Consider the following 23024-nt stretch of genomic DNA (forward strand, 5'->3'; position numbering starts at 1 on the left):
AACGCCCTCCTTCGGCGGTGCTTGCGGGCGTTTACTGCTGCGCGGCGCGGATGCGCTCGATCAGCTCGGGGCTGTAGCGGTCGGCGTATTCGTCATACGCCGGCTGCACTGCCTCGGCCCATGCGGCCTTGTCGATGCTCTCGACGACCTGCATGCCGTTTTCCTTCATCTGCTCGACGCCGGCGGTCTCGTTGTTGGCAACGGTCTCGCGGGCGGCATCGGCTGCGGCCTGAGCGGCCTCGCGCACCCAGCCCTGTTCCTCTTCGGACAGCTGGTCCCAGTGGATCTGGCTCATCGCCACCACGGCGGGGGAATAGACGTGGCCCGTGAGGGTCACGAAGTCCTGCATTTCCCACATGTTGTTGGCGGTGATGATCGGAACCGGGTTTTCCTGCCCGTCGATGGTGCCCTGTTGCAGCGAGGTCAGAACCTCGGTCCAGCTCATCGGGGTCGGCGCGGCTCCGGTGGCCTGGAAGGCTGCGATGTGCACCTCGTTTTCCATGGTGCGCAGCTTGAGGCCTTCCATGTCCTCGGGCGTTTCGACCGGGTGGACCGAGTTGGTCACGTGGCGGAAGCCGTTTTCCGACCATGCAAGGCCGATGATTCCGTGGTCGGTGAATTCGGCAAGGATCTCCTGGCCGATTTCGCCGTCCAGCACCTCATGGGCGGACTCGTAGCTGTCGAACAGGAACGGGAAGTCGAGCGCGTAGACCTCGGGAACGAAGTTGCCGATCGGGCCGGTGGACGAGATGGTCAGCTCGATGGTGCCGATCTGCAGGCCCTCGATCACGTCGCGTTCGCCGCCAAGGGCGCCCGACGGCTTGAGCGCGACTTCGAGATCACCGCCCGACAGCTCTTCGAGGGTCGACTTGAAGGCCTTGCCCGCGTCGCCGTAATGCGAGTTGATCGGCGGAGTGAAGGCAAGGTTCAGCGTCTTTGCGCTCACGGGGGCCGCAATCGCCACCGACGCCATGAGTGCTGCAATCGTGGTAAACTTGGTCATCCTGTTTCCTCCCTTGGATGATAAGCAACCGGCGGAGCATGCGCCCCGCCGAAATCTGGAGATCTGCGCTAAGCTATGCCTCAGGTGATCCGGTGAATGGAGGCCTCGATTTCCTCGGGCTTGAAGACGTCCTTCCAGTCGTCCCGCATCAGGGCGGGCTTGCCGAACTCGATGGCCTTGTTGCAGGCGTCCGAGAACTGGCCGTCGATCTGGTCGAAGATCACCGCGCCAAGGATGTTCATGTGGCCCAGCAGGAAGTCGCGGGCACAGTCGTAACTGACGCCGCGGGCGACAACCTCGTCCATGGCTTCGCGCATGACCACCAGCAGCGACGCGCAGACGGTTTCCGACAGGCCCGGCTCGAGCAGGGCCATCTGTTCCACGCTCACGCGGTAGGTGCGGGCAACGGGGGCGTAGATGGCGCGCGAAATGGCTTCGCCGATCTCGTAATGCTCTTCAGGGCCCTGCATCAGCGCGTTGACCACGCCCTGCTGTGCCGCGACGCCGCCGAAGTAGTCCTTGCGGCCCGCTTCGGTGTTTTCATCGTTGAAGATCGGCGGGTGGCAGGGGTGGGTGACGAAATAGGTGATGTCCTCACGCTCGGGCAGGTGGCCGGCGAAGGGCGCTGCGGCGTCGAGGATGACGACCATGGTTCCGGGCTTCAGTTGCGGCACGAGGCCCTGGGCCACCTTGCCGATCACGGTGTCCGGCACCGCGAGGATCACGACATCGGCGGCGCCGATGGCGGCTTCGGGCGTCACCGCCTCGACACCGACTTCCTTCTTGAGGCGTTCCTTGCCGACATCGCTGACTTCGACGTGGCGCACGTCGAAATCGGTTTTCGCAAGGTTCAGGGACAGGCGCACGCCCATCTTCCCGCCCGCGCCGAACAGGGCAACTGTGGTCATCTGGTTTCCTCCCGACAGTCTCATCGTGTTAACTGGTATAATCAGATACTCTTCATCTTGTTTTGTCAATCGACCTTTGGCATTTCTGTTACAGGCCGCCCCCTGGCAGCCCATTGTTCGACGAGGAGGACTGACGCAAATGACCACGCCCACAGACCGCATCAGCCCGCGCATCGCGTGGTATGGCGACGATTTCACCGGCTCTGCCGCCGTCATGGAGGTGCTGGCCTTTGCCGGGCTGCGCAGCGTGCTGTTCTCGGACATCCCCGATACCGCGCTGCTGCAACGGTTCGGCGATGTGGAAGCGGTGGGCCTTGCCAGCACCGCCCGCACCCATGACCCGGACTGGATGCGCGAGAACATGCCCGAGGGCCTGTCGTGGCTGACCGGGCTGGGGCCGGAGCTGCTGCACTACAAGGTCTGCTCGACTTTCGATTCCTCACCGACCTCGGGCAATATCGGCACCGCGATCGAAACCGCGCTGGCGGTTCGCCCCGCAACGGCGGTGCCCCTTGTCACCGCCGCGCCGCAGATGCGCCGCTACCAGAGCTTCGGGCATCTTTACGCGGGCACCTTCGACGGGGTCTACCGGCTTGACCGGCACCCGGTCATGTCCCGCCACCCGGTGACGCCGATGCAGGAGGCGGACCTTCTGCGCCACCTTGCCGAACAGACCGACCTGCCCTCGGCGCTGATCGACCTGGAACAGCTTTGGGCCGACGGCGGGCAGGGGGCGCTGGAGGCCGCGCTGGGTCAGGGCGCGTGCATCCTGTCCATGGACAGCATGGAGCCGGTGTCCGAGGCCGCCGTGGGCCGCCTGATCTGGGAAAATCGCAACCGGCTGGGGCTGGCGGTTGGCTCGCAGGGGCTCGAATATGCGCTGGTGCGCCACTGGCAGCAGACCGGCGAGATCCCCGTGGCCAAGGCGCCGGGATCGGCGGGCAAGGTGGACCGAATCGCGGTGATCTCGGGGTCCGTTTCGCCCAGCACGGCGCAGCAGATTGCGTGGTCCAAAGCGCATGGATTTGAGGTCATCTCGTTTGACGCCACCGCCATCCTGTCACCCGAGGGCACCGAGGCCGAGATTGAAACCGCCACCCGCGCCGCCCTTGCTGCAACCGAACGTGGGGCAAGCTCTCTGGTCACCTCGGCGACCGGGCCAGACGACGCCCGCGTGGCCGACTTCCGGCAGGCGCTGTCCGAAAGCAGCATGTCCGGCGAAGAGGCCAACGCCCGTATCGGGCAGGCCTTGGGCCGGGTGCTGGACGGCACGCTTGAGGGCAGCGGACTGCGGCGCGCAGTGATCTCGGGCGGGGATACTTCAGGGCACGGGATGCGGGCGCTAGGGCTTTCGGCGCTCGAAGCGCTGGCCCCGACGATCCCGGGCGCATCGCTGTGCACCGGGCATTCCACCGGCGTGCACGACGGGCTTCAGATCGCGCTTAAGGGCGGGCAGATGGGGTCCGAGGATTTCTTCGGCTGGATCCGCGACGGGGCAGGAGCGCGCTGAAAGGGGCAGGGGGGCATGTTAGTGGCCGCTCTTGCAGCGGCGCCGCGAACGCTGCGCATGATCGCCGGAGTAGGCTGAACGCATCGCTGAAGCAAATCGCCGGAGGGCGCTGTCATCGGCGCCCCCAGATAGGCGCGCAGGCCGCTATTCGAAGCTTTCGCGGGAGCGTTGCAGGTGCCGCCGCATTTCGTCCGCGGCACCTTCGGTGTCCCCGGCTTCGATGTGATCGGTGATCTTGGCATGTTCCGCCAGCGTCACCTGTTCCGACCCCGACCGGTGCAGCAGGCTGATGTGATGCTCGAAGAGCCAGCCCAGCATCACGTCCGACAGCGCGGCGATGATCGGGTTGCCCGCCAGCGTCGCCAGCTTGCGGTGGAAATCCATGTCGGCGGCGATGAAGTCATGCGGATTGCCCAGTTGCGCCCGCTGCGCTTCGACAAGGCGGCGCAGTTCGGCCACGTCCTCGGGGGTGGCGCGTTCGGTGGCGACGCGGACCAGGCCCACTTCGAACATCTGACGCGCTTCCTTGAGCTGCTCGAGCGACGCGGGCGTGGAGCTGAGGACAAGACGCGCCAGTTCGTCGCCCTGGTGCAGCACGGTGCTGGCGTCGATGGCGTTCACCCGGCTGCGTTCGCCGTGGTTAATGGTGATGAGCCCGCTGTTGTGCAGGCTTTGCAGCGCCTCGCGCACCGCAGGACGGCCAACGCCGAAGCGGTCCATCAGCGCCCGCTCGGAGGGCATGGTGTCACCGGGCTTCAGCTCGCCCTCGCGGATCATGTCATGCAGGCGCTCAAGCACCTGGTCGGACAGTTTGCGGCGAACGATCTTGCCCTCTCGGGCGGATGCCTGGCGGTTCATGCGGGGTCTCCCTGTCAGACATGTATTACAAGTGAACAAGTATACTGTTTTGGTACAGAGATCAAACCTCTCCGACATCCACGGAATAAGGAGCGAGGCCGTTCTGCTCCACCGGTTCAAGATTTGCGCGCAGCCGCCGACCGGCGACAGTCAGCGTGGCGATGCCGTCGCGGATGTCGGCCTGCTCGACGGGGTGTCCGGCCAGCCCCGAGAGCACCTTGAGCACTTCTGCCAGCGGGTAGGGTCCGTCCAAGCCGGTAATGCCGCGCGGGCCGAGCACGCAGGTCGGTGTCCAAACCGCGATCCCCGCAGATGCCAGCGCTGTGGCAAGGCCCAACACGTAGGCCGCGCCGAACGTGCCCCGGTGGCGGGGGTCGTCGTCGGTCATGCAAACGGTGCTGCCCTTGGGGTTTGGAATGGTGCGCGAGCCGTAGGGGTTCTGGCGCATGGCGATGGTTGCTGGGCCAATGCGGTACTCTCGCCCGTCCGCGATGGCCAGCGCAGAAGCGGTGATGTGGGGCACGGCTTGAAGCGTTTCCATCACCGCATGGTCATCCGCCGCGTGGACGATGGGGCAGAGCCCGTGGGTGATGAAATCGAGCCCCTTGGTCGGCGGGCGCTTGCGGTTCAGCTCGGTGAAAAGGCTGGCCATGCCGCCGCCCCGTGTCACGTTCGGGAAAGCCTGCGCGGCGGCGGCGTGAATCTCGGCCAGCGGCGGGCAGGCGGGCCAGTCCGACCCCGGCGGCGTCGATTGCCGGTCCACCGACGGGCAGGTGAAGACCGATGCAGGCGTGAACCCCGCTCCGGTCATGGCGTTTGCGTGGGCGTGCAGCTCCGGCCCCGGCGGGCCGTCGAAGCTGCCGATCAGTTCCAGATCGTAGATCATATCCGGCACCGCGTGCTGAAGCGCGGCGAAGGCAGCGAACTGGTCTGCCACCGCGCCATGGGTCGCATCCACGTGACACAGCAGCCGCTGCGGCGAGACCAGCGCCAGCGGCGATGGGTCCTGCGCAAGCACTGTCGCCTCCTCGGGCGTGACCAGCAGGGCGGTCTCGGGGAAGGTCGGGGCGACAACCCGGGGGCGCGGCGATGGCACGGCGGGGGCCTCGGCATGGCTCCAGCCCAGCGTGACCTCCTGCGGCGGATAGGTGCCCTGCGGCAGGGCGTAGGGCCACGGCAGGTCGAGCGAGCGGTTGTAGGTCTTGAAGGACGCATCGCCCCATTGCCGCTGGTCTTCCATCTCGAACGTGTCGCCCGACAGCGCGCAGGAGATGGCAAGGCCATTCGCCACGTAATCCAGTCGCACGATGTCCTCGAAGGGCCGCCACGGGTCGATGAGCGTGGGGAAGGGTTTGTCCTGCGTTTGCCCGTCCGGGTGTGTGACCGTGGCGGGGGCCCCGGCGACGCCCTCGATGGGGTGCAGCAGGGTAAACCCCGCGCGGTTCGTCTCGAACGGGGCGTCCGCGGTGCCGGTGGCGCGCAGGGTCAGCGCCGAGCCGGTCAGCGACAGCGCCACCGTGACCGACAGCGTGGCGCCATCGGTGCGGAAAGTGAGCGGGATGAGCAGGCCGATGCCCTCTCCGCCGGTCTCCTGCACCTCGCCCACCTCGGCGGGGATGGTGCCCCAGTCGCGGTCGCGTACGAGGAAGGCGACCTGGCGGATGATCTCGGTCTCGCCCAGCCGCAAATACCGCAGCGCGCCACCATCGAGGGTGAAGCTCAGATCGCCAAGGCTGTAGCGGCTCACAGCTCGGACAGCGCGACGGTGCGCCCCTCCTTCGCTGACAGGTAAGCCGCCTCGACCAGTGCGAATGTCTTGAGGTTGTCCGCCGCCTCCGTTTCGGGGGCGCGGCCCGCCGTGATGGCCTCCACGAAGTGCTTCTGGATCAGCGCCACGCTTTCCTGAATGTTGTGCCAGGGCGCTTCGGCCCATGGCAACCTCGGCGGTGACACATCGTCGGTCCGGCTTTCGCCGCCGGCCTGCACCGTCAGCCTGTACCCGGCATCAAGGCGCAGGGTGCCGTCGGTGCCGTCGATCTCGAGCAGCGTTTCCGGGAAAGTCTCGGGCTGGCGTCTGGTTGCGTAAGAGCAATCCACCACGGAGGTCACGCCGCCCTCGTGGGCGAGCAGCATGGTGGCCACGTCCTCGCCCTTGATGGCGGGGTTGATGCGGGTGGTGGTGGCGGTGATCCGCGCCACGTCCCCGAAGAGCGCGCGCGAGATGTCGAGGATATGGATGCCGAGATCCTCGATGATGAAACGCTCGCCGGTGGCAAGGTAGGGCTGCCCCGAAAACACGTCATAGCCTGACCGGAAGCTCACCCGGCCAAAGAACGGCGTGCCGATGGCGCCGCCGCGCAGCAGCTCGATGACGCGGCGCACGGCGGATTGCCAGCGGAAGTTCTCGTGGATCATGAGCACCTTGCCGGTGGCGGCCACGGCATCAGTCATGGCGCGGGCATCGGCAAGGGTGGGGGCAAAGGGCTTCTGGCAGATGACATGCACGCCGTGGCGGGCGGCCATTTCCACCAATGCGCGGTGGCTGCCCACGGTGGTGGCGATGTCGACGAAATCGAAACCGCCTTTCGCGAACATCTCTTCGGCATCCGCGTGGCGGCGGTCGATGCCGAACGCGTCCCCGGCTTCGGCCAGCCGGGCGGGATCGCTGTCGCAGATCGCGACGATCTCGGCATCGGGCAGGTCCGCCCATCCGTGCAGCTGGTTGCGAGCAAAGAACCCGCAACCGATGAGTGCGCCTTTCAGCATGTCTGCCTCACTTTCCCACCATGGCCTGCGATTGCAGGGTGACGCGGGCCTGTACCTTTTGTTGCGCCTGGTCGATGACCACGGCGGCGACGATGACAAGGCCCTTGATGACCGTCTGCCAGAAGGCCGAGACGCCCATCATCACCAGCCCGTCCGACAGCACGCCGATCACGAAGGCCCCGACGATGGTGCCGCCGATGCGGCCCCGCCCGCCGGACATGGAGGTGCCGCCAAGCACGGCCGCCGCGATGGCGTTCAGTTCGAAAGTGTCGCCCGTGGCAGGGTGGGCTGCAACCAGTTGCGACGAGATGATGATGCCAACCAGTGCCGCGCAGAAGCCCGAGAACATGTAGACGAAGAACTTAACGCGGGTGACCTTGACCCCCGACAGCCCCGCCGCCCGTTCGTTGCCGCCCACTGCATAGATGAACCGGCCCAGCGGCGTGCGCTTGGCGATGTAGGCGGCCACAAGCCCCACCACGATCAGCATCCAGATCGAGATCGGCACCCCCAGAAGGCTGCCAGAGCCGATCATCCGGTAGGTGTCTGAGCCGTATTCCGCGTTGCCGGTGAGGTTGGGGAAGGTCTCGCCCTCGCTCGACAGCAGGGCGGCGCCGCGCGCGATGTAAAGCGTGCCAAGGGTGGCGATGAAGGGCGCGACGTTCAGCTTGGTTATCAGGAAGCCGTTCAGCGCCCCGATGGCTATGCCGACAAGGCAGACGATGAGGCAGATCTCGAGCGTGTTGAACTGGATCGACCAGCCAAGCCCTATGTCGATCCCGTTGAGGAGCAGGAAGCCCGCCACCATGCCGCAGAGCCCGACGATGGAGCCCACCGACAGGTCGATCCCGCCCGAGACGATGACGAAGGTCATGCCGATGGCAAGGAAGGCGTTGAGCGCGACGTGTTTCGACATGATAACCATGTTCGCCGCCGACAGGAAGTTCGGCGCGAAGATCGCGAAATAGGTGAAGACGAGGATCAGCGCGATGAAGGTCCGGGCCTTCATCAGCATCAGAAGCGCGCTGGTGGTGCCGGATTGCGCCGGTCCGGATGCGGTCATGTCGGTCATCAGGCGGGTTCCTTCTGGGAGGCGCTTTCGGAGCCGTGCAGGTCAGGGGCGTGGCCCACCGAGCTTGCGGTCACGAGCGCGGTGTCGGTCGCGGTGTCGCGGGTGAATTCGCCGGTGATCCGGCCATTGGACATGACAAGGATGCGGTCCGACAGGCCCAGCACCTCCTCGAGGTCCGAGGTGACAAAGACGATGCCTAGTCCCTCGGCGGCCAGCTGGCGCATGACGCGGAAGACTTCGGCCTTGGCGCCGATGTCGATGCCGCGCGACGGCTCGTCCATCAGTAGCACCTTGGGATTCGTCATCAGCGCCTTCGAGATCACCACCTTTTGCTGGTTGCCGCCCGACAGGGACGACACCGGGTTCTCGGGCGAGGCGATCTTGATCACCATGCGTTTCACGAAGTCCTTCACGCGGGACCGTTCCTTGCCGAGGTCCATGTGAACGCCGCCCCTTGTGACATCGCCCAGCGATGACAGGGTCATGTTCTCGCGGATCGACAGGTCCTGCACGAGGCCGTCATGCTTGCGGTCCTCGGGGATGAGCGCCAGGCCATGGGCGATGCGATCTGCCACGCTGGCGCGGCCCATGGGCTTGCCGTCCACCTCCACGAGACCGGCGGCGTGGGAATGGCGGCCCATGATCGCCTCGACCAGTTCGGTGCGTCCCGCGCCCATCAGGCCGTAGATCCCGAGGATCTCGCCCTGCCGCAGGCTGAAGGACACGCCGTTCACCACGAAACCGCCCGCGCCGTCAGCCATGCGCATGTCGGTGACCTTCAGCACCTGGCCGCCGTAGGGGTGGTCGATCTCCTTGGGAAATTCCTTGCTGCTGTCGCCGATCATGGCGCGGACGATCCACGCGATGTCGACGCCCTCCATCGACCGCGCCCCGGTGATCGCGCCGTCGCGCAGCACGGTGATGTAATCGCCCACGCGGATGAGTTCCTCCATCCGGTGCGAGATGTAGACGATGCCGACGCCTTCGGCCTTCAGCTCGTCGATGACGCGGAACAGGATTTCGACCTCTGCCGCCGACAGGGCCGAGGTCGGCTCGTCGAGGATGAGGATGCGGGCATCGCGGGCAAGGCTCTTGGCGATTTCGACGATCTGCTGCTGCCCGACCTTGAGATCGCCCACCAGCGTGTCCGGGTCGATGTCATGCTCCAGCCGCCGCATGAGTTCGGCGGTCAGGCGGCGCTGCTCGGCGGCATCGATGTCGATGCCGCCCCGGGTCTTTTCGTGCGCCATGAAGATGTTGTCCGCCACCGAAAGGTTCGGGAACAAATTCAGCTCCTGGAAGATCATCCCGATGCCGTGCTTTTCGGCCTCGTCGGTGGAGGTCAGGTGAACCTCGCGCCCCTCCATCTCGATCCGGCCCGAGGTCAGCTGTTCGACCCCGGCGATGACCTTCATCATGGTGGATTTGCCAGCGCCGTTTTCGCCCACCAGCACGTTGACCGCGCCCATGTGCAGGTCGAAGTCCACCTCCTTGAGTGCCACGGTACCGGGATAGACTTTGGTGCCGCCGCGGATCGACAGGCCAATGGGGTGGGAGGCTGCGGGATGCGCGCTCATGGGCGCACCTCGAGCGATGTGGGCACCGCCATGGGCGTCTCGGCGCTGCTGTTGAGGCCGAAGACCCCGGTGAAGGCAACGGTGCTGCCGGTCAGGTCGCCTGACAATTCAGGCAGGTTCGCGGTGGCACGGTCATTGAGCGCGCGGCCCAGCTTGGCAAATTCGATCTGGTCGCGGAAATCGGTGAAGCTGACGAAGGGCAGGGCGTCGCGCAACGCGGTGCCGCGCACCACCGGTCCAAGCTGCAGCGCGATGTCGGCGCTGCCGTCGCCGTCCATGTCCAGCTCCATGCGCCGGGCGCGGCTGTCCAGGTTGGCCTCGACCACCTGGCCTTCGCCCTGCATGAAGAAGAACCACGGGCCGTTGTCGCTGGGGCGCAGGCCCTCGGCCTCTCCGGCGGGCTGAAGGCCCTCTTCCAGCGCTGCGCTGAACGCGGGCCAGGTGGTGCGGTTGTCCTCGGCGGCGGGCAGGACGCGCGCGTCCCAGTTCTCGTCGACCCAGGCGGCCATGCGGTCTTCGTCGCTCATGTTGGCGGCGGCCACCTCTTCGGGGTCGGGGTTCGGCACGATCTTGCAGGCGGCAAGAGGCAGGGCGGCACAAAGCAGTGCCGCAGTCATGGAAGCTGCGCGCATGTCGGTCTCGTCTGGCTTGGAATGGTGCGGCCCGCCACCCTTGGCAGGCCGCGAAAGGCTGTCGGATCAGGCGCCCTGAAGCGCGAAGGTCTCCAGCAGCTCGGCATTGTCGGCATTGATGAGAACGCAGTCCATCAGTTGCTTTTCCTCGAGGCCGGTGCTGCCGGTTTCGAGATACTGGTCGGCCTGTTCCACCGCCAGCTGCGCCTGCCGATAGGCGGGCTGAAGCACGGTGGCCTTGATGCCACCGTTGAGGATGCTGTCGCGCACGTCGTTGGACCCGTCAAAGCCCACGACGATCACGTCGGTGCGCCCCGCCGCCTCGAGCGCGGCCCATGCACCCATGGCCATAGTGTCGTTGCCGCAGATCACGCCCTTGATGTCGGGCTGGGCCTGCAGGATCGTCTCCATCTTCTCGTAGGCTTCGGTCTGCGACCAGTTGGCCGATTGCTGAGCGACCATCTCGAGGTCCGGGTACTGGTCGATGATGTCGTGATAGCCCGACGAGCGGATGCCCGCGTTGGTGTCTGCCTCGCGGCCCAGAAGTTCCACGTAAGGCCCGGCTTCTTCCATCTCAAAGACGAACTCCTCGGCGCCCAGCTGCGCGCCCTGGTAGTTGTTGGACACGATCTGGCTGATGGCGATGCCGCTTTCCTTGATCTCGCGGTCGATCAGGAAGCTGGGAATGCCCGCATCGAGCGCGCGCTGCACCGGTGCCACGGTGGCATCGGCGCCCGCGTTGTCGCAGATGATCGCCGCCGCGCCACGGGCGATTGCGGTGTCGAACATCTCGGACTGTTTGTTGGGGTCGTCGTCATGCACAAGGATCAGCGTCTCGTAACCCAGTTCCTGTGCGCGGGCCTCGGCGCCCACCGCCTCGGCCTTGAAGAACGGGTTGTCGTGGCTGGGGGTGATGATCGCGATCAGCCCCTTGCCCTGCGCGCTTGCGGCCTGAACCATGGGCAGAACGGCAGTCATGCCAAGGCCGGCCACGAAAATGCGGCGTGTAACAGTCATAGATTTTCCTCCTCAGATCAGCACGGCACCCACCACGGTGCCGCCTCCACGCTGATGTCCGTAAAGGTTGTGGTATGATTTACACATTGTCAACAGGTATGATGAGCACTACAGATTGAACCAAGGAGGACCGCCAATGAGCCAGCAGCCGATGATCCGCGTCACCTACCGCATCGAGACGCCCGGAGACCCCGAGGCGCTTGCGGCCAAGATCGCGTCCGACCAGTCCACCGGCACCTTCACCGAGCTTCCGGGCGAGACCGAGGCCCTGCGCGCCCGCTTTGCAGCAAGGGTCGAAAAGGTCGTGCGGCTGGACGATTCCCCGGTGCCGGGCTTTCCCACGGACGAGGCCGGGCCGTTCCACCGCGCGGATGCGACCATCGCCTACCCGCTGGAGGCCATCGGCACCGACATCGCGGCGCTGATGACCGTTACCGTGGGCGGTGTCTACGCGGCGCGGGGGCTCTCCGGCGTTCGAGTGATGGATTTCGACCTGCCGCAGGAATGGGCCTGCCATCCCGGCCCGCAGTTCGGTATCGACGGTTCGCGCCGTCTGATGGGCGTGGACAAGGGGCCGATGATCGCGTCGATCATCAAGCCGTCGCTGGGCCTGACCGCCGAAGAGACCGCCGAGGTGGTCCGCACCCTCTGCGAGGCGGGGGTGGATTTCATCAAGGACGACGAGAAGATGATGAACCCCGGCTATGCCCCTCTCGAGGCGCGGGCCGATGCCATCCTTCCGGTGATCGAGGATCATTACCAGAAGACCGGCAAGCGGGTGATGTACGCCTTCGGGATCTCGTCCGCGGATCCGGACGAGATGATGCGGCGCCATGATTACGTGGCCGATCGCGGCGGGCTTGCGGCGGTGGTCAACATCAACTCCATCGGCCATGGCGGCATGAGCTACCTGCGCAAGCGGTCCAAGCTGTGCCTGCACGCGCATCGCAACGGCTGGGACATCCTCACGCGGCATCCGGCGCTGGGCATGGAATTCCGCGCCTACCAGAAGATCTGGCGCCTTCTGGGCGTCGACCAGTTCCAGATCAACGGGCTTCAGGCCAAGTACTGGGAGCCGGACGAAAGCTTCGTGCGCAGCTTCCACGCGGTGCGCGAGCCGATCTTCTCGGAGGCCGACCGGCCCCTGCCGGTGGTCTGCTCCGGCCAGTGGGGCGGGCAGGCGGTCGAGACCTACAACCGCACCGGCAAGACGCTGGATCTCATGTATCTTGGCGGCGGCGGCATCCACGGCCACCCAATGGGTCCGGGTGCGGGCGTGCGCGCCATCCGGCAGGCTTGGGACGCGGCCGAGGCCGGGCTGACCCTTGGCCAGATGGCCGCCGATCACCCCGAGCTGGACGCGGCGCTGAAGAAGTGGGGCACGCCCGAGATGCTCGGGGCCTGAGCCTCGGGGTGTCCTCAGTGCGGGAGAGCCTGCGTGCGCAAGCGACATGGCCTCCTGCCTGAGCCTCTTCAGGTATTGCCGGGCGTGTAAGGCCTTGGGGCCAGCACGAACCTACCCTGCCGACCGTCGGTCACGCCGCCGAAACAGGCGCTTGTTAAAACCCGCGCCTTCCGCAACCGACTTGCCTCACCGTGGGTGGAGACAAAGGCGCGCGCCGAGCCACTTTTCGGACGATGCCATTGGTTTCTATGCCTGCCCGCGTGTGAGCGCGAGTCGCGATCCCACGGCTTGTATGTTCGCCGGGCAGAGCTTCCGGTTGCCGATGCGCGGGGCAACCGGAGAGTGGCCCGTTTAACTACCAGCCGCTCATGATCGGCCAGTCCTCGGTGACCTTTTCCCCGTCCAGCACGGCGAAGGACCGGTGCATCGCCACCGTGGCGCAGGCGTGGTTGGGGTAGATGCGCAGCCTCGTTCCTATGGGCAACTCTGGCAGGGGCGCATCGCTGCCGGGGCGGATGGACAGCTGGCCGTGTTCCTGGCTGGTGGCCGTCACCAGCAGGTCCGGGATCGGTGTGCCATCCAGCATCGCCACCACGCCGAAGCCCTGATCCACCGGCATCGATGCGGTGCCGTGGTCCTTGGAAAGCGCCATGTAGCCCGCATCGGTGAGGATGACGCCCCGGTCCGGCTGGTGGCCGATCACGGTGCAGACCACGGTGGCGGCGATGTCCCCGATGCCGCCGACACCGCAGTTCACCATCATCAGGTCCATGAGGGTGTAGACCCCCGCGCGCACCTCGGTCACGCCGCCGAGGTCGGTGGTGAAATGCGCCGACGGGGTCGACCCGATGCTGACAACCGGGCAGGGCAGACCATCGGCGCGCAGCCGCTCGGCGGCGGTGACGGCGGCAAAGCGTTCCTCGGCGGCCATCTGGCGCTGATCCTCGGGGGTAAAGTAGCCGTAGCTGCCACCCCCGTGGGTCAGCACGCCGCGCAGCTCGGCCCCGCTGTCTAGGATGCGCCCTATGATGGTCAGCGCCGGATCGCCCGACCGGATGCCCGCCCGCTTGCCGTCGCAGTCGATCTCGATCAGCGCGGGAATGGCGGCGCCGGCGGTGCGCGACGCCTCGGCCACCGCAAGCGCCTGCGCCGGGCTGTCGAGGATCACGGCGATGTCAACGCCGCGCGCCCGCAGCGCTGCCACGCGGGGCAGCTTGGCCGGGGCGATGCCCACCGCGTAGATCAGGTCGGTGCAGCCCGCATCGGCAAAGGCCTCGGCCTCCTGCAGGGTCGACACGGTGGCGGGATTGGTCATCTCGCCAAGGATGCGCCGCGCGGCGGGCACGGATTTCACCGTCTTGAGATGCGGGCGCAGCCGCGGGCCAAGCGCCTCCACCCGGGCGCGCATCCGCGCGGCATTGGCATCGAGGCGGGTGGGATCGAGGGCAAGGAAAGGCGTGTCCCGGTCGGAAAGGCTGGTCATCGGCGGTCCTTCTGGTCTGGTGTCGCGGGCAAGCAGGGTCCGGTTGCATACGAACGGCATATTCCTTGCGCATCCTTTGGGCTTCAAGTGGTGAACGTTGTCGGGCAGGCGGGCTGCGAGTTGATCCCGGCGACAAGTCCCCCCACAGTCGGGCAACGCCTTGAAACCGTGCAGCCGGCCCATGCCGCCGCACGTGCCCCGGAAAGGAGAGGCCCACATGCCCGGATTTTCCCACAGCATCGGCGGGGAGACCTTCCGCTTTGCCGACCTGCGCACGCTTATGGCGCGCGCCACGCCCCTGCGCTCGGGTGACGAGCTTGCCGGCATCGCCGCCGCCACCGACGTGGAGCGGGTCGCCGCACAGCTTGCCCTTGCGGATCTGCCGCTGAAGCATTTCCTGACCGACGCGGTCATCCCCTACGAGGCCGATGATGTCACGCGGCTGATCCTCGATGGCCATGATGCGGCGTCGTTTGCGCCGGTGTCGCACATGACCGTGGGGGCCTTCCGCGACTGGCTGGTGTCGGATGCCGCCACCTCCGAGGCGCTGTCGGCGCTGGCCCCCGGCCTCACCCCCGAGATGGTGGCCGCGGTGTCCAAGATCTGCCGGATCCAGGACCTCATCCTCGTGGCGCGCAAGTGCCGGGTGGTGACGAGGTTCCGCAACACCATCGGCCTGCCGGGGCGGCTTGCGACGCGGTTGCAGCCGAACCACCCCACCGACGACGTGAAGGGCGTGGCGGCCTCGGTCTTCGACGGGCTGATGTACGGATCGGGGGATGCGGTGATCGGCATCAACCCCGCGTCCGACAACACGGGCGCGGTGACCAAGCTGCTGCACATGCTGGACGAGCTCATCACCGAAGGCGGCATTCCCACGCAATCATGCGTTCTGTCCCACGTCACCACCTCGATCGAGGTGATCGAGGCGGGCGCGCCGGTGGACCTGACTTTCCAGTCCATTGCCGGGACCGAGGCGGCGAACCGATCCTTCGGCGTAACGCAGGACATCCTGCAACAGGGCCTCGAGGCGACGCGCAGCCTGAAGCGCGGCACCGTGGGCGACAACGTCATGTATTTCGAGACCGGGCAGGGATCGTGCCTGTCGGCGGATGCGCATCACGGCGTCGACCAGCAGACGCTGGAGGCGCGGGCCTACGGCGTGGCGCGGCTGTATCAGCCGCTGCTGGTCAACACGGTGGTGGGCTTTATCGGGCCGGAGTACCTTTACGACGGGCGGCAGGTGATCCGCGCCGGTCTCGAGGATCACTTCTGCGGCAAGCTGCTGGGCGTGCCCATGGGGTGCGACGTGTGCTACACCAACCACATGGAGGCGGACCAGAACGACATGGACCAGCTTCTGACCCTGCTGGGCACGGCGGGGGTGTCCTACATCATGGGCATTCCGGGATCGGATGACGTGATGCTGAACTACCAGACTACGTCCTTTCACGATGCGCTCTACCTGCGCCGCGTCCTCGGCCTGCGCCCCGCGCCCGAGTTCGAGGCATGGCTGGATGAGACCGGCATCCTTGCCTCGGACGGCTCGTTCACCCCGAACCCGACCCCGCCCGCACTGTTCAAGACCTCGCTGCCGCAGATGGAGCATTCATGACAGACGAAACCCGGGACTTGTGGAACACCCTGCGCCGCCACACCAGCGCGCGCATCGCGCTGGGCCGGGCAGGGGTGTCGCTGCCAAGTGCGCGGCAGCTGGAATTCCAGGCCGCCCATGCCGCCGCCCGCACCGCCGTGCATTCCGAGCTGGACGAGACTGCCCTGCGCGCCGAACTCGCGGGGCTGGGCCTTGACCTTCTGTCGGTGCGCAGCCGCGTGGCGGACCGGTCGGAATACCTACGCCGCCCGGACCTTGGCCGGCGCCTGAGCGACGCCGATGCCGAGGCACTGGATGGGCGCGCGGCTCCTGCGGACGTGGCCATCATCATCGCCGACGGGCTGTCGGCGCTGGCGGTGCAGGACAACGTGGCCCCCTTCCTGCGCGCCTTTCTGCCCCATCTCCAGCGAGAAGGGCTGAGCCTTGCGCCCACCGTCATCGCGCACCAGGCGCGGGTGGCCATCGGGGACGATATCGCCCAACGGCTGGGGGCGGCTTGCGTCGTCGTTCTGGTGGGGGAGCGGCCGGGCCTGTCAGCGGCGGACAGCCTTGGACTTTACCTGACCTACGGGGCAAGGCGCGGCAGCACCGACGCGGACCGCAACTGCATCTCCAACATTCGTACCGGCGGGCTGACCTTTCCCGAAGCGGCATACAGAGCCGGGTACCTCGTGCAGGAGGCGTTCCGCCGGCAGCTTTCGGGGGTCATGCTCAAGGACAACTCGGTGTCCGCGCCCGAGCTTGAAGACAGTGCCGGAGCAGAGCGCATTTCGGGTGAATGAATTCGCGGCAAGGGCGTGACGCCGGGCCGGAGTAGCCTAAGTTATATTCCGGAACCTGAAACTTTTGCTGCGCATGCTCCGTCTCTTCAGTCGGAAGACGCAACAGGAAGAGGCAAGATCGCAAGATGCAGCACTGCAAGACTGCCGTCATCGGCAGCGGAATCTCCGGCCTCGCGGCCGCATGGCTGCTGTCGGGCCATCACGATGTCACGATTTTCGAAGCAGAGGACCGGCCCGGCGGTCACGCACGCACCAAGGTCGTGGATGGCTGCGCTGTGGATACCGGCTTCATCGTGTGCAACCGCAAGACCTATCCGCTGTTCATTCCCATGCTCGAACACCTCGGGGTGGAGCTTGCCCCCAGCGACATGAGCTTTGCCGCCAGCTTCGGGGCCGGGGCGCTGGAATACGGCACGACGCGCAACCTCGACATGTTCGCGCAGCGCAGCCTGCTGGCGAGCCCGAGCCACTGGCGCATGATCCGCGACATCATGAAGTTCTTCCGGGGCGCGCCCGCCCACGCCATGTCCAATGCCTCGATTGGCGACGTGATGAAGCAGATGGGGCTGGGACGCGAGTTTGCCGAACGCTTCCTGATGCCGATCTCCGGGGCGATCTGGTCCACCCCGACGCGTGACATGCTGGATTTTCCCGCCCGCAGCTTCGTGACCTTCTTCGAGAACCATGGCCTGCTGACCGTGGACGACCAGCCCGACTGGCTGACCGTGCGCGGCGGCTCGGCCCGCTACGTTGAGGCGATCCTGGCGGCGACGACGGCCGACCTGCGCCTGTCCTGCCCGGTGCGCAAGGTGGAACGCGGCGGCGATGGTGCCACCGTCCACAGCGCCGCCGGGTCCGAGCGGTTCGACCGGGTCATCATGGCCACCCACGCGCCGGTCACCACCCGCCTGCTGGACCGTATGGACGCAGAAGAACGGTCGATCCTTGGCTGTTTCCGCACGGAGGCCAACCGCATGGTGCTGCATTCCGATCCGCGCGCCATGCCCAGACGGCGCAGCATCTGGTCCTCGTGGAATTACGTCACCGCCGAGCAGCCGGGCCTGCACGACCGGCCCATCAGTCTGACCTACTGGATGAACAAGCTGCAGCCGCTGGACACTGACCGGGACATGTTCGTGACCCTCAACCCCGAGGGCGAGCTCGACAACGTCCACGACGAGGCGATCCTGCATCACCCGCAATTCGACGACGAGGCACAGTTCGCGCAAAGCCATATCTCGGGGATCCAGGGGCGCGGAGGCATCTATTACGCCGGGGCCTGGACGCGCTACGGCTTCCACGAAGACGGCGTGCTCTCCGCTCTGCGGGTGGCGCAGCGCATGGGCATCGACTGGCCGCTGGGACGCGATCCATGGGCGCGGGAGCAGGATGCGCCGATCGAGGCGCTTCAGGCGGCGGAATGACCGACCTCTGGGATGGCGCACTGATCTCGGGGCGGGTCTGGCACGCTCGCCGTGGCGCGGTGTCCCGCGACTTTCGCTACGAGGTCACATCGCTTGCCCTGCCGTTGGCTGCCTTCGAAGAGGGCGCGCTGTGCTTGCGTCCCGACACGGGGCGGATCTGGCAGGTGCGGCAGCGCGATTTCGGGGACGGCACCGGGTTTCGCAGCTTCATCGCGGGGCTTCTGGACCCGCTCGGGCTGGCCCATTGCGACGTGGTGCTCGTCACTACGCCGCGCACAAGCGGCTACGGCTTCAACCCCGTGAGCTTCTGGCTTGCGCGGGACGAGGGCGGCCTGAGGGCGGTGCTGGCTGAGGTGTCGAACACGTTTGGCGAACGGCATCTCTACCTTGTCCACCATCCTGATTGCCGCCCCATTGACCGGTCTGACCGCATCGCGGGACAGAAGCTGTTCCATGTCTCGCCCTTCCTGCCGCGCAATGGCCATTACGTGTTCCGCTTCGACGCGGGGACGGGGCGCTTCGGGGCATGGGTCGACTGGATCGGCGAGGACGGCAGCACGAAGCTGCAAACCGCCCAGAGCGGCCCCGCGCGGGCGCTCGATGCTGCCTCCCTGAGGCGCGCACGCTGGCGTCATCCGCTGCAATCGCAGCGGGTCATGGCGCTGATCCACTGGCAGGCGCTGAAGCTTGCCCTGAGACGGGTTCGATTTATTTCGAAGCCTGAGCAACTTGCCCGGAAGAAATCCGAGGCCACCGACAAGGTACCCCGCGATGTTTGAACGCCAGATCGAAAGCCGTCTTCTCGGCTGTCTCGACAAGATCGAGCACGGCACGCTCACCCTGACCACCCCGGACGGCAAGACCCGGGTGTTCGGAGGGCGCCAGCCGGGCATCGACGCCGACCTTACCATCGCCGATTGGCGCGCCGGTCCTGCAGTCGCTGCCAAGGGAGATATCGGTCTGACCGAAGCCTACCGCGATGGCTGGGTCGACAGCACCGACCTTGCCGCCTTCCTGACCTTCGGACTGCAGAACGAGGACGCGCTTGAGCCCTTCCTCTACGGGCACCCGATCCAGGCGCTGATGGTGCGAGCGCTGTACCTGTTCAACCGCAACACCAAGGCGGGCTCGCGGCGCAACATCTCGGCGCATTACGATCTGGGGAACGACTTTTACAAGCTCTGGCTTGACGAGACGATGACCTATTCCTCGGCGCTCTATCGGCCCGAGGATGCCAGCGCCGCAGATCCGCTGGTGCCCGCACAGCACCGCAAGTACGATCGCATCCTTGAAGGACTGGGCCGGTCGTCGGGCAACGTGCTGGAGATCGGCTGTGGCTGGGGCGGTTTTGCCGAACGGGCCCTGACGCATGGCGATTTTGCCACCAAGGGGCTGACCCTGTCGCGCGAACAAGCGCAGTTCGCCCGTGAACGGCTTGGGCGCGATGCGGATATCGCCATCCAGGATTACCGCGATGAATACGGCCGCTTTGACAGCGTCGTGTCCATCGAGATGTTCGAGGCCGTGGGCGAACGCTACTGGCCCACCTATTTCGGCAAGCTCAAGCATGTGCTGGCGGACAAGGGCCGGGCGATGGTGCAGACTATCACCATGGCCGACCGGTATTTCGACCGCTACCGTGTCAGCGGTGACATGATCCGCAGCTTCGTGTTTCCTGGGGGCATGCTGCCGTCGCCCAACGCCTTCCGCGACCTTGCCGAGTCCGCTGGCCTGCAGGTCGAGGACAGTTTCTCCTTTGGCAAGGATTACGCCCGCACCCTGCGAGATTGGCAGGCCCGCTTCGAAGCACGCCTGCCCGAAGTTCGGGCGCAGGGATTCGATGAAAACTTCATCCGCATCTGGCGCTTTTACCTTGCGGCCTGCACCGCCGCATTCGAGGTCGGACGCACGGATGTCTACCAGTATCGGCTTTCCCATGCCTGACACCCAACGCATCTGGATCATGGGCGCCTCGACCGGCATCGGCGCGGCGCTTGCCACGGAATACGCCCGGCGCGGGGCGCGGCTGGTGATCTCGGCCCGTTCCGAGGATCAGCTTCGCGCGCTGGCCAGCGACATCGAGGCCGCCGGCGGCAGTGCCGAGGTCGTGATGGCCGACGTCTCGGACGAGGCAAGCCTTGCGGCGGCGGCAGACACCATCCGCGCGGGCGGCCCGCTCGACAAGGCGATCACGCTGGCGGCGCTTTACGATCCCGGCAAGGTGATGGAGATCGATGCCGAAAAGGCCGCCAAGCTGGTGACCGTGAATCTTACCGGAACGTTCCTCTTTGCCCGCGCCGCCGCGCCGCTGCTGCGCGATGGCGGGGATCTTGTTCTTACCGGGTCGGTGGCGGGCTATGTCGGCCTGCCCAAGGGGCAGATGTATTCCGCGTCCAAGGCGGGGGTCATCAACCTCGTGGAAAGTCTGCGGGTCGAACTGGCGCCGCGCGTGGTGGTCAAGATGATCAGCCCCGGCTTCGTCGACACCCGCCTGACCGAGAAGAACGATTTCCAGATGCCTGGCCTTCTGCAGCCCGAAGACGCCGCGACGCGCATCGCGGATGGGCTGGACGGGAAGCGGTTCGAGGTGCATTTCCCGCGCCGCCTGACATGGCCGCTGAAGCTGCTGCGAGCCTTGCCCTACGGCATCGCCTTCCGGCTGACGAAGCGGCTGAACCAGTAGGTCCAGCCGCCGCGTTGTCCGCCTCAGCCGTGGATCCATCGCGTGATGGTGAGGCCCGCCCAGGCCGATCCACCGGTCAGAACGGTGCCCCAGATGCAGTCCACGATCACCTGGTTCCACGTCCAGACTCGCAGGGTCGACAGGTTGGTGAACTCGTAGGTGCCATAGCACATGAGCCCCAAAAGTGCGCCCGCGAGCAGTGCCCGGGTGGCATTGCCCTCGGCCATGGCGGGGACGGAGACGAAATAGAGAAGGCCCGCGATGTAGAAGCAGTAGAACATCGCCGCAGGGCCAAGCTTCAGCTCGAGCAGATCGCCGACGCTACGTTCGAAGACGGGTTTCACGATGAAGCTGATGCCTATCATGTCGACCACGAGGAAGATGATCAGCGTCGAGGCATAGAGGGTGAAGAGTTGCATGGCATGATCCTTTGTCCGTTTCACGGGAACATGGCGCGATTGCGCCTGGTTTCACCTGACGATTTCGAAAGACAGCCTTTCAGGAGCGCCGCGATGCCCCGCATGGTCCGCAAAGCCGATCTTCCCACGAAACCATGCGCCTGCTGCGGCCGCCCCTTCGCGTGGCGCCGCAAGTGGGCGAAGGACTGGGACGCGGTGAAATACTGCTCGGACCGATGCCGCGGGGCGGCCCGCCGGAAGGAGGCGACATGACCCGCAATCTGTGCTTCGTGCTGGGGGACCAGCTGACCCGGGATCTGTCGTCGCTGCAGCGCCTGATCCCGGAGCGCGACGTGGTGCTCATGGTTGAGGTGGGGGACGAAACCACCTACGTGCGCCACCACCCGCAGAAGATCGCCTTTATCCTGTCGGCCATGCGCCATTTCGCCGAAGACCTACGCGAGCGCGGCATCACGGTCGACTACGTCAAGCTTGACGACGAGGACAACACCCACAGCTTCAGCGGCGAGCTGGCCCGCGCTGTGAAACGCCATGATCCCGAGCGGATCCTCGTGACCGAGCCGGGGGAATGGCGGGTCTGGCAGATGATGGGCGACTGGGAAACGGATCTCGACCTGCCGGTGGATATCCTTGACGATGACCGCTTCTACTGCTCGCGCGACCGCTTTGCCGAGCTGGTGGAGGACCGCAAGACCGGCCGGATGGAGTATTTCTACCGCGAAATGCGGCGGGAGACCGGCCTGCTCATGGAAGACGGCGAGCCCGCCGGGGGCGCGTGGAACTTCGACAAGGAGAACCGCAAATCCCTTCCCAAGGGATTTGCCCCGCCCCACCGCATGCGCTTTCGCCCCGACGAGATCACGCAGGAGATGCTGGAACTGGTCGCCGCGCGGTTCGACAACCACTTTGGAGACCTTGAGGGCTTCGGCTGGGCAGTCACCCGCGACGAGGCCCTGCGCGCCCTGCGCCATTTCATCAAGGAGTGCCTGCCCAGTTTTGGCGACTATCAGGACGCCATGAAGACCGGCGAGGATTTCCTGCTGCACGGGCTTATCTCGCCCTATCTCAACGCTGGCCTGCTCACCGCGTCCGAGGTCTGCGACAAGGCCGCCGCCGCATGGAAGGACGGGGATGCGCCGCTCAACGCGGTCGAGGGGTTCGTCCGCCAGATCCTTGGCTGGCGGGAATACGTGCGCGGCATCTACTGGACCGAGATGCCCGAATACGTCGAGGGCAACTACCTGAACGCGAAACGCGACCTGCCCGCCATGTACTGGGGCGCCGAGACCGACATGCGCTGCATGGCCGAATGCATCGGCACCACGCAGCGACACGCCTATGCCCACCACATCCAGCGCCTCATGGTCACCGGCAACTTCGCCTTGCTTGCCGGGGTGGCACCGAAACAGATCGAGCAGTGGTATCTGGAAGTCTACGCCGATGCCTACGAATGGGTCGAGTTGCCCAACGTGCATGGCATGGTGATGCACGCCGATGGCGGGCGGCTGGGGTCCAAGCCCTATGCGGCCTCGGGCGCCTACATCAACCGCATGTCGGATTACTGCGCCAACTGTTCCTACGATCTGAAGCAGAAGACAGGGAAAGAGGCCTGCCCGTTCAACTACCTCTACTGGAACTTCCTGATCGAGAACGAGGGCAAGCTGGGCAACAACCAGCGCATGGGCCTCATCTACGGCAACCTGCGCCGCAAGTCCGAGGAGGAAAAGGCCGAGATCACCCGCTCGGCCCGGGCCTTCCTCGACGGGGGCAGCTGGGACTGAGCCCATCTGAAACAGCCGTGACCAAGCCGTGCGCCAGCCGTTGGGACGCCGCATGGACAGCACGTGGCTCAGGATCCTCATTACCAGCG

The 23024-nt window shown here is 66.0% G+C and carries 21 protein-coding genes; 10 read left to right on the forward strand and 11 right to left on the reverse strand.

The annotated features are described in order from the left end of the window. Positions 1–31 precede the first annotated feature (31 nt). Positions 32–1003: a TRAP transporter substrate-binding protein gene (locus tag IEX41_RS09755; RefSeq protein WP_188790048.1), complete on the reverse strand. Its 972-nt coding sequence runs from the start codon at positions 1001–1003 to the stop codon at positions 32–34. Positions 1004–1083: 80 nt separating this feature from the next. Further along, complete coding sequence (locus tag IEX41_RS09760; protein ID WP_188790049.1) at positions 1084–1911, reverse strand: phosphogluconate dehydrogenase C-terminal domain-containing protein; 828 nt, start codon at positions 1909–1911, stop codon at positions 1084–1086. 139 nt (positions 1912–2050) lie between these two features. On the opposite strand from IEX41_RS09760, the gene IEX41_RS09765 reads away from it, so the two are divergent. Continuing rightward, entirely contained in the window at positions 2051–3421 is a 1371-nt protein-coding gene (locus tag IEX41_RS09765) for a four-carbon acid sugar kinase family protein (RefSeq protein WP_188790050.1), read from the forward strand. A 144-nt stretch (positions 3422–3565) separates the two neighbouring features. Here the strand turns inward: IEX41_RS09765 and nanR are convergent, their stop codons facing one another. The 7 genes from nanR to IEX41_RS09800 form a co-directional block, all read right to left on the reverse strand. Beyond that, entirely contained in the window at positions 3566–4279 is a 714-nt protein-coding gene (nanR, locus tag IEX41_RS09770) for a transcriptional regulator NanR (RefSeq protein ID WP_188790051.1), read from the reverse strand. Between the two features lie 61 nt (positions 4280–4340). Further along, positions 4341–6026 carry a D-apionate lactonase family protein gene (locus IEX41_RS09775; protein WP_188790052.1) on the reverse strand — a complete coding sequence of 562 codons (1686 nt, stop codon included), beginning with the start codon at positions 6024–6026 and terminating at the stop codon, positions 4341–4343. Beyond that, positions 6023–7045 carry a Gfo/Idh/MocA family protein gene (locus IEX41_RS09780; RefSeq protein WP_188790053.1) on the reverse strand — a complete coding sequence of 341 codons (1023 nt, stop codon included), beginning with the start codon at positions 7043–7045 and terminating at the stop codon, positions 6023–6025. The genes IEX41_RS09775 and IEX41_RS09780 overlap by 4 nt, the downstream gene beginning before the upstream one ends. Before the next feature lie 7 nt (positions 7046–7052). Then, on the reverse strand, positions 7053–8117 hold the full coding sequence (locus IEX41_RS09785; RefSeq protein ID WP_188790054.1) for an ABC transporter permease: 1065 nt from the start codon (positions 8115–8117) through the stop codon (positions 7053–7055). Then, entirely contained in the window at positions 8117–9694 is a 1578-nt protein-coding gene (locus IEX41_RS09790) for a sugar ABC transporter ATP-binding protein (protein ID WP_188790055.1), read from the reverse strand. Before IEX41_RS09790 ends, IEX41_RS09785 begins: the two co-directional genes overlap by 1 nt. Continuing rightward, positions 9691–10326, reverse strand: coding sequence for a DUF2291 family protein (locus IEX41_RS09795; RefSeq protein WP_188790056.1), 636 nt, complete (start codon positions 10324–10326; stop codon positions 9691–9693). The genes IEX41_RS09790 and IEX41_RS09795 overlap by 4 nt, the downstream gene beginning before the upstream one ends. Positions 10327–10392: 66 nt before the next feature. Beyond that, a complete protein-coding gene (locus tag IEX41_RS09800; RefSeq protein ID WP_188790057.1) occupies positions 10393–11343 on the reverse strand; it encodes a D-ribose ABC transporter substrate-binding protein in 951 nt (316 codons plus the stop codon). Positions 11344–11479: 136 nt separating this feature from the next. Here IEX41_RS09800 and oiaX point away from each other — a divergent pair, with 136 nt between their 5' ends. Continuing rightward, a complete protein-coding gene (oiaX, locus tag IEX41_RS09805) occupies positions 11480–12748 on the forward strand; it encodes a 3-oxo-isoapionate-4-phosphate decarboxylase OiaX (RefSeq protein WP_229673110.1) in 1269 nt (422 codons plus the stop codon). 355 nt (positions 12749–13103) lie between these two features. On the opposite strand, the gene IEX41_RS09810 is transcribed toward oiaX, so the two are convergent. Beyond that, entirely contained in the window at positions 13104–14231 is a 1128-nt protein-coding gene (locus IEX41_RS09810; RefSeq protein ID WP_188790058.1) for an alanine racemase, read from the reverse strand. Between the two features lie 217 nt (positions 14232–14448). Here IEX41_RS09810 and IEX41_RS09815 point away from each other — a divergent pair, with 217 nt between their 5' ends. The 6 genes from IEX41_RS09815 (at position 14449) to IEX41_RS09840 (ending at position 20735) form a co-directional block, all read left to right on the forward strand. Beyond that, positions 14449–15846 (forward strand): ethanolamine ammonia-lyase subunit EutB, encoded by a 1398-nt coding sequence (locus IEX41_RS09815; RefSeq protein WP_188790059.1) that lies wholly within the window; start codon positions 14449–14451, stop codon positions 15844–15846. Continuing rightward, positions 15843–16628, forward strand: a complete 786-nt coding sequence (gene eutC, locus IEX41_RS09820) for an ethanolamine ammonia-lyase subunit EutC (protein ID WP_188790060.1) — start codon at positions 15843–15845, stop codon at positions 16626–16628. Before IEX41_RS09815 ends, eutC begins: the two co-directional genes overlap by 4 nt. Before the next feature lie 125 nt (positions 16629–16753). Further along, positions 16754–18052: an NAD(P)/FAD-dependent oxidoreductase gene (locus IEX41_RS09825; protein WP_188790061.1), complete on the forward strand. Its 1299-nt coding sequence runs from the start codon at positions 16754–16756 to the stop codon at positions 18050–18052. Then, on the forward strand, positions 18049–18831 hold the full coding sequence (locus tag IEX41_RS09830; protein ID WP_188790062.1) for a DUF1365 domain-containing protein: 783 nt from the start codon (positions 18049–18051) through the stop codon (positions 18829–18831). Before IEX41_RS09825 ends, IEX41_RS09830 begins: the two co-directional genes overlap by 4 nt. Beyond that, on the forward strand, positions 18824–19996 hold the full coding sequence (locus IEX41_RS09835; protein ID WP_188790063.1) for an SAM-dependent methyltransferase: 1173 nt from the start codon (positions 18824–18826) through the stop codon (positions 19994–19996). Before IEX41_RS09830 ends, IEX41_RS09835 begins: the two co-directional genes overlap by 8 nt. After that, entirely contained in the window at positions 19965–20735 is a 771-nt protein-coding gene (locus IEX41_RS09840) for an SDR family NAD(P)-dependent oxidoreductase (protein ID WP_229673112.1), read from the forward strand. Before IEX41_RS09835 ends, IEX41_RS09840 begins: the two co-directional genes overlap by 32 nt. Positions 20736–20758: 23 nt before the next feature. Here the strand turns inward: IEX41_RS09840 and IEX41_RS09845 are convergent, their stop codons facing one another. Next, positions 20759–21154 (reverse strand): DUF2177 family protein, encoded by a 396-nt coding sequence (locus IEX41_RS09845; RefSeq protein ID WP_188790064.1) that lies wholly within the window; start codon positions 21152–21154, stop codon positions 20759–20761. 93 nt (positions 21155–21247) lie between these two features. On the opposite strand from IEX41_RS09845, the gene IEX41_RS09850 reads away from it, so the two are divergent. Both IEX41_RS09850 and IEX41_RS09855 read left to right on the forward strand, forming a co-directional pair. Further along, positions 21248–21406 carry a DUF2256 domain-containing protein gene (locus IEX41_RS09850; protein WP_188790065.1) on the forward strand — a complete coding sequence of 53 codons (159 nt, stop codon included), beginning with the start codon at positions 21248–21250 and terminating at the stop codon, positions 21404–21406. Next, positions 21403–22935, forward strand: coding sequence for a cryptochrome/photolyase family protein (locus IEX41_RS09855; protein ID WP_188790066.1), 1533 nt, complete (start codon positions 21403–21405; stop codon positions 22933–22935). Before IEX41_RS09850 ends, IEX41_RS09855 begins: the two co-directional genes overlap by 4 nt. Positions 22936–23024: the final 89 nt, after the last annotated feature.

The sequence above is a fragment of the Salipiger pallidus genome, from assembly GCF_014643635.1.
Lineage (GTDB): Bacteria > Pseudomonadota > Alphaproteobacteria > Rhodobacterales > Rhodobacteraceae > Salipiger > Salipiger pallidus.

Bases quoted from the DNA above. Each gene is read 5' to 3' on its own strand.
- IEX41_RS09755 (WP_188790048.1), bottom strand. From the start codon at position 1,003: ATGACCAAGTTTACCACGATTGCAGCACTCATGGCGTCGGTGGCGATT.
- IEX41_RS09760 (WP_188790049.1), bottom strand. From the start codon at position 1,911: ATGACCACAGTTGCCCTGTTCGGCGCGGGCGGGAAGATGGGCGTGCGC.
- IEX41_RS09765 (WP_188790050.1), top strand. From the start codon at position 2,051: ATGACCACGCCCACAGACCGCATCAGCCCGCGCATCGCGTGGTATGGC.
- nanR (WP_188790051.1), bottom strand. From the start codon at position 4,279: ATGAACCGCCAGGCATCCGCCCGAGAGGGCAAGATCGTTCGCCGCAAA.
- IEX41_RS09780 (WP_188790053.1), bottom strand. From the start codon at position 7,045: ATGCTGAAAGGCGCACTCATCGGTTGCGGGTTCTTTGCTCGCAACCAG.
- IEX41_RS09785 (WP_188790054.1), bottom strand. From the start codon at position 8,117: ATGACCGACATGACCGCATCCGGACCGGCGCAATCCGGCACCACCAGC.
- IEX41_RS09790 (WP_188790055.1), bottom strand. From the start codon at position 9,694: ATGAGCGCGCATCCCGCAGCCTCCCACCCCATTGGCCTGTCGATCCGC.
- IEX41_RS09795 (WP_188790056.1), bottom strand. From the start codon at position 10,326: ATGCGCGCAGCTTCCATGACTGCGGCACTGCTTTGTGCCGCCCTGCCT.
- IEX41_RS09800 (WP_188790057.1), bottom strand. From the start codon at position 11,343: ATGACTGTTACACGCCGCATTTTCGTGGCCGGCCTTGGCATGACTGCC.
- oiaX (WP_229673110.1), top strand. From the start codon at position 11,480: ATGAGCCAGCAGCCGATGATCCGCGTCACCTACCGCATCGAGACGCCC.
- IEX41_RS09810 (WP_188790058.1), bottom strand. From the start codon at position 14,231: ATGACCAGCCTTTCCGACCGGGACACGCCTTTCCTTGCCCTCGATCCC.
- IEX41_RS09815 (WP_188790059.1), top strand. From the start codon at position 14,449: ATGCCCGGATTTTCCCACAGCATCGGCGGGGAGACCTTCCGCTTTGCC.
- eutC (WP_188790060.1), top strand. From the start codon at position 15,843: ATGACAGACGAAACCCGGGACTTGTGGAACACCCTGCGCCGCCACACC.
- IEX41_RS09825 (WP_188790061.1), top strand. From the start codon at position 16,754: ATGCAGCACTGCAAGACTGCCGTCATCGGCAGCGGAATCTCCGGCCTC.
- IEX41_RS09830 (WP_188790062.1), top strand. From the start codon at position 18,049: ATGACCGACCTCTGGGATGGCGCACTGATCTCGGGGCGGGTCTGGCAC.
- IEX41_RS09835 (WP_188790063.1), top strand. From the start codon at position 18,824: ATGTTTGAACGCCAGATCGAAAGCCGTCTTCTCGGCTGTCTCGACAAG.
- IEX41_RS09840 (WP_229673112.1), top strand. From the start codon at position 19,965: ATGTCTACCAGTATCGGCTTTCCCATGCCTGACACCCAACGCATCTGG.
- IEX41_RS09845 (WP_188790064.1), bottom strand. From the start codon at position 21,154: ATGCAACTCTTCACCCTCTATGCCTCGACGCTGATCATCTTCCTCGTG.
- IEX41_RS09850 (WP_188790065.1), top strand. From the start codon at position 21,248: ATGCCCCGCATGGTCCGCAAAGCCGATCTTCCCACGAAACCATGCGCC.
- IEX41_RS09855 (WP_188790066.1), top strand. From the start codon at position 21,403: ATGACCCGCAATCTGTGCTTCGTGCTGGGGGACCAGCTGACCCGGGAT.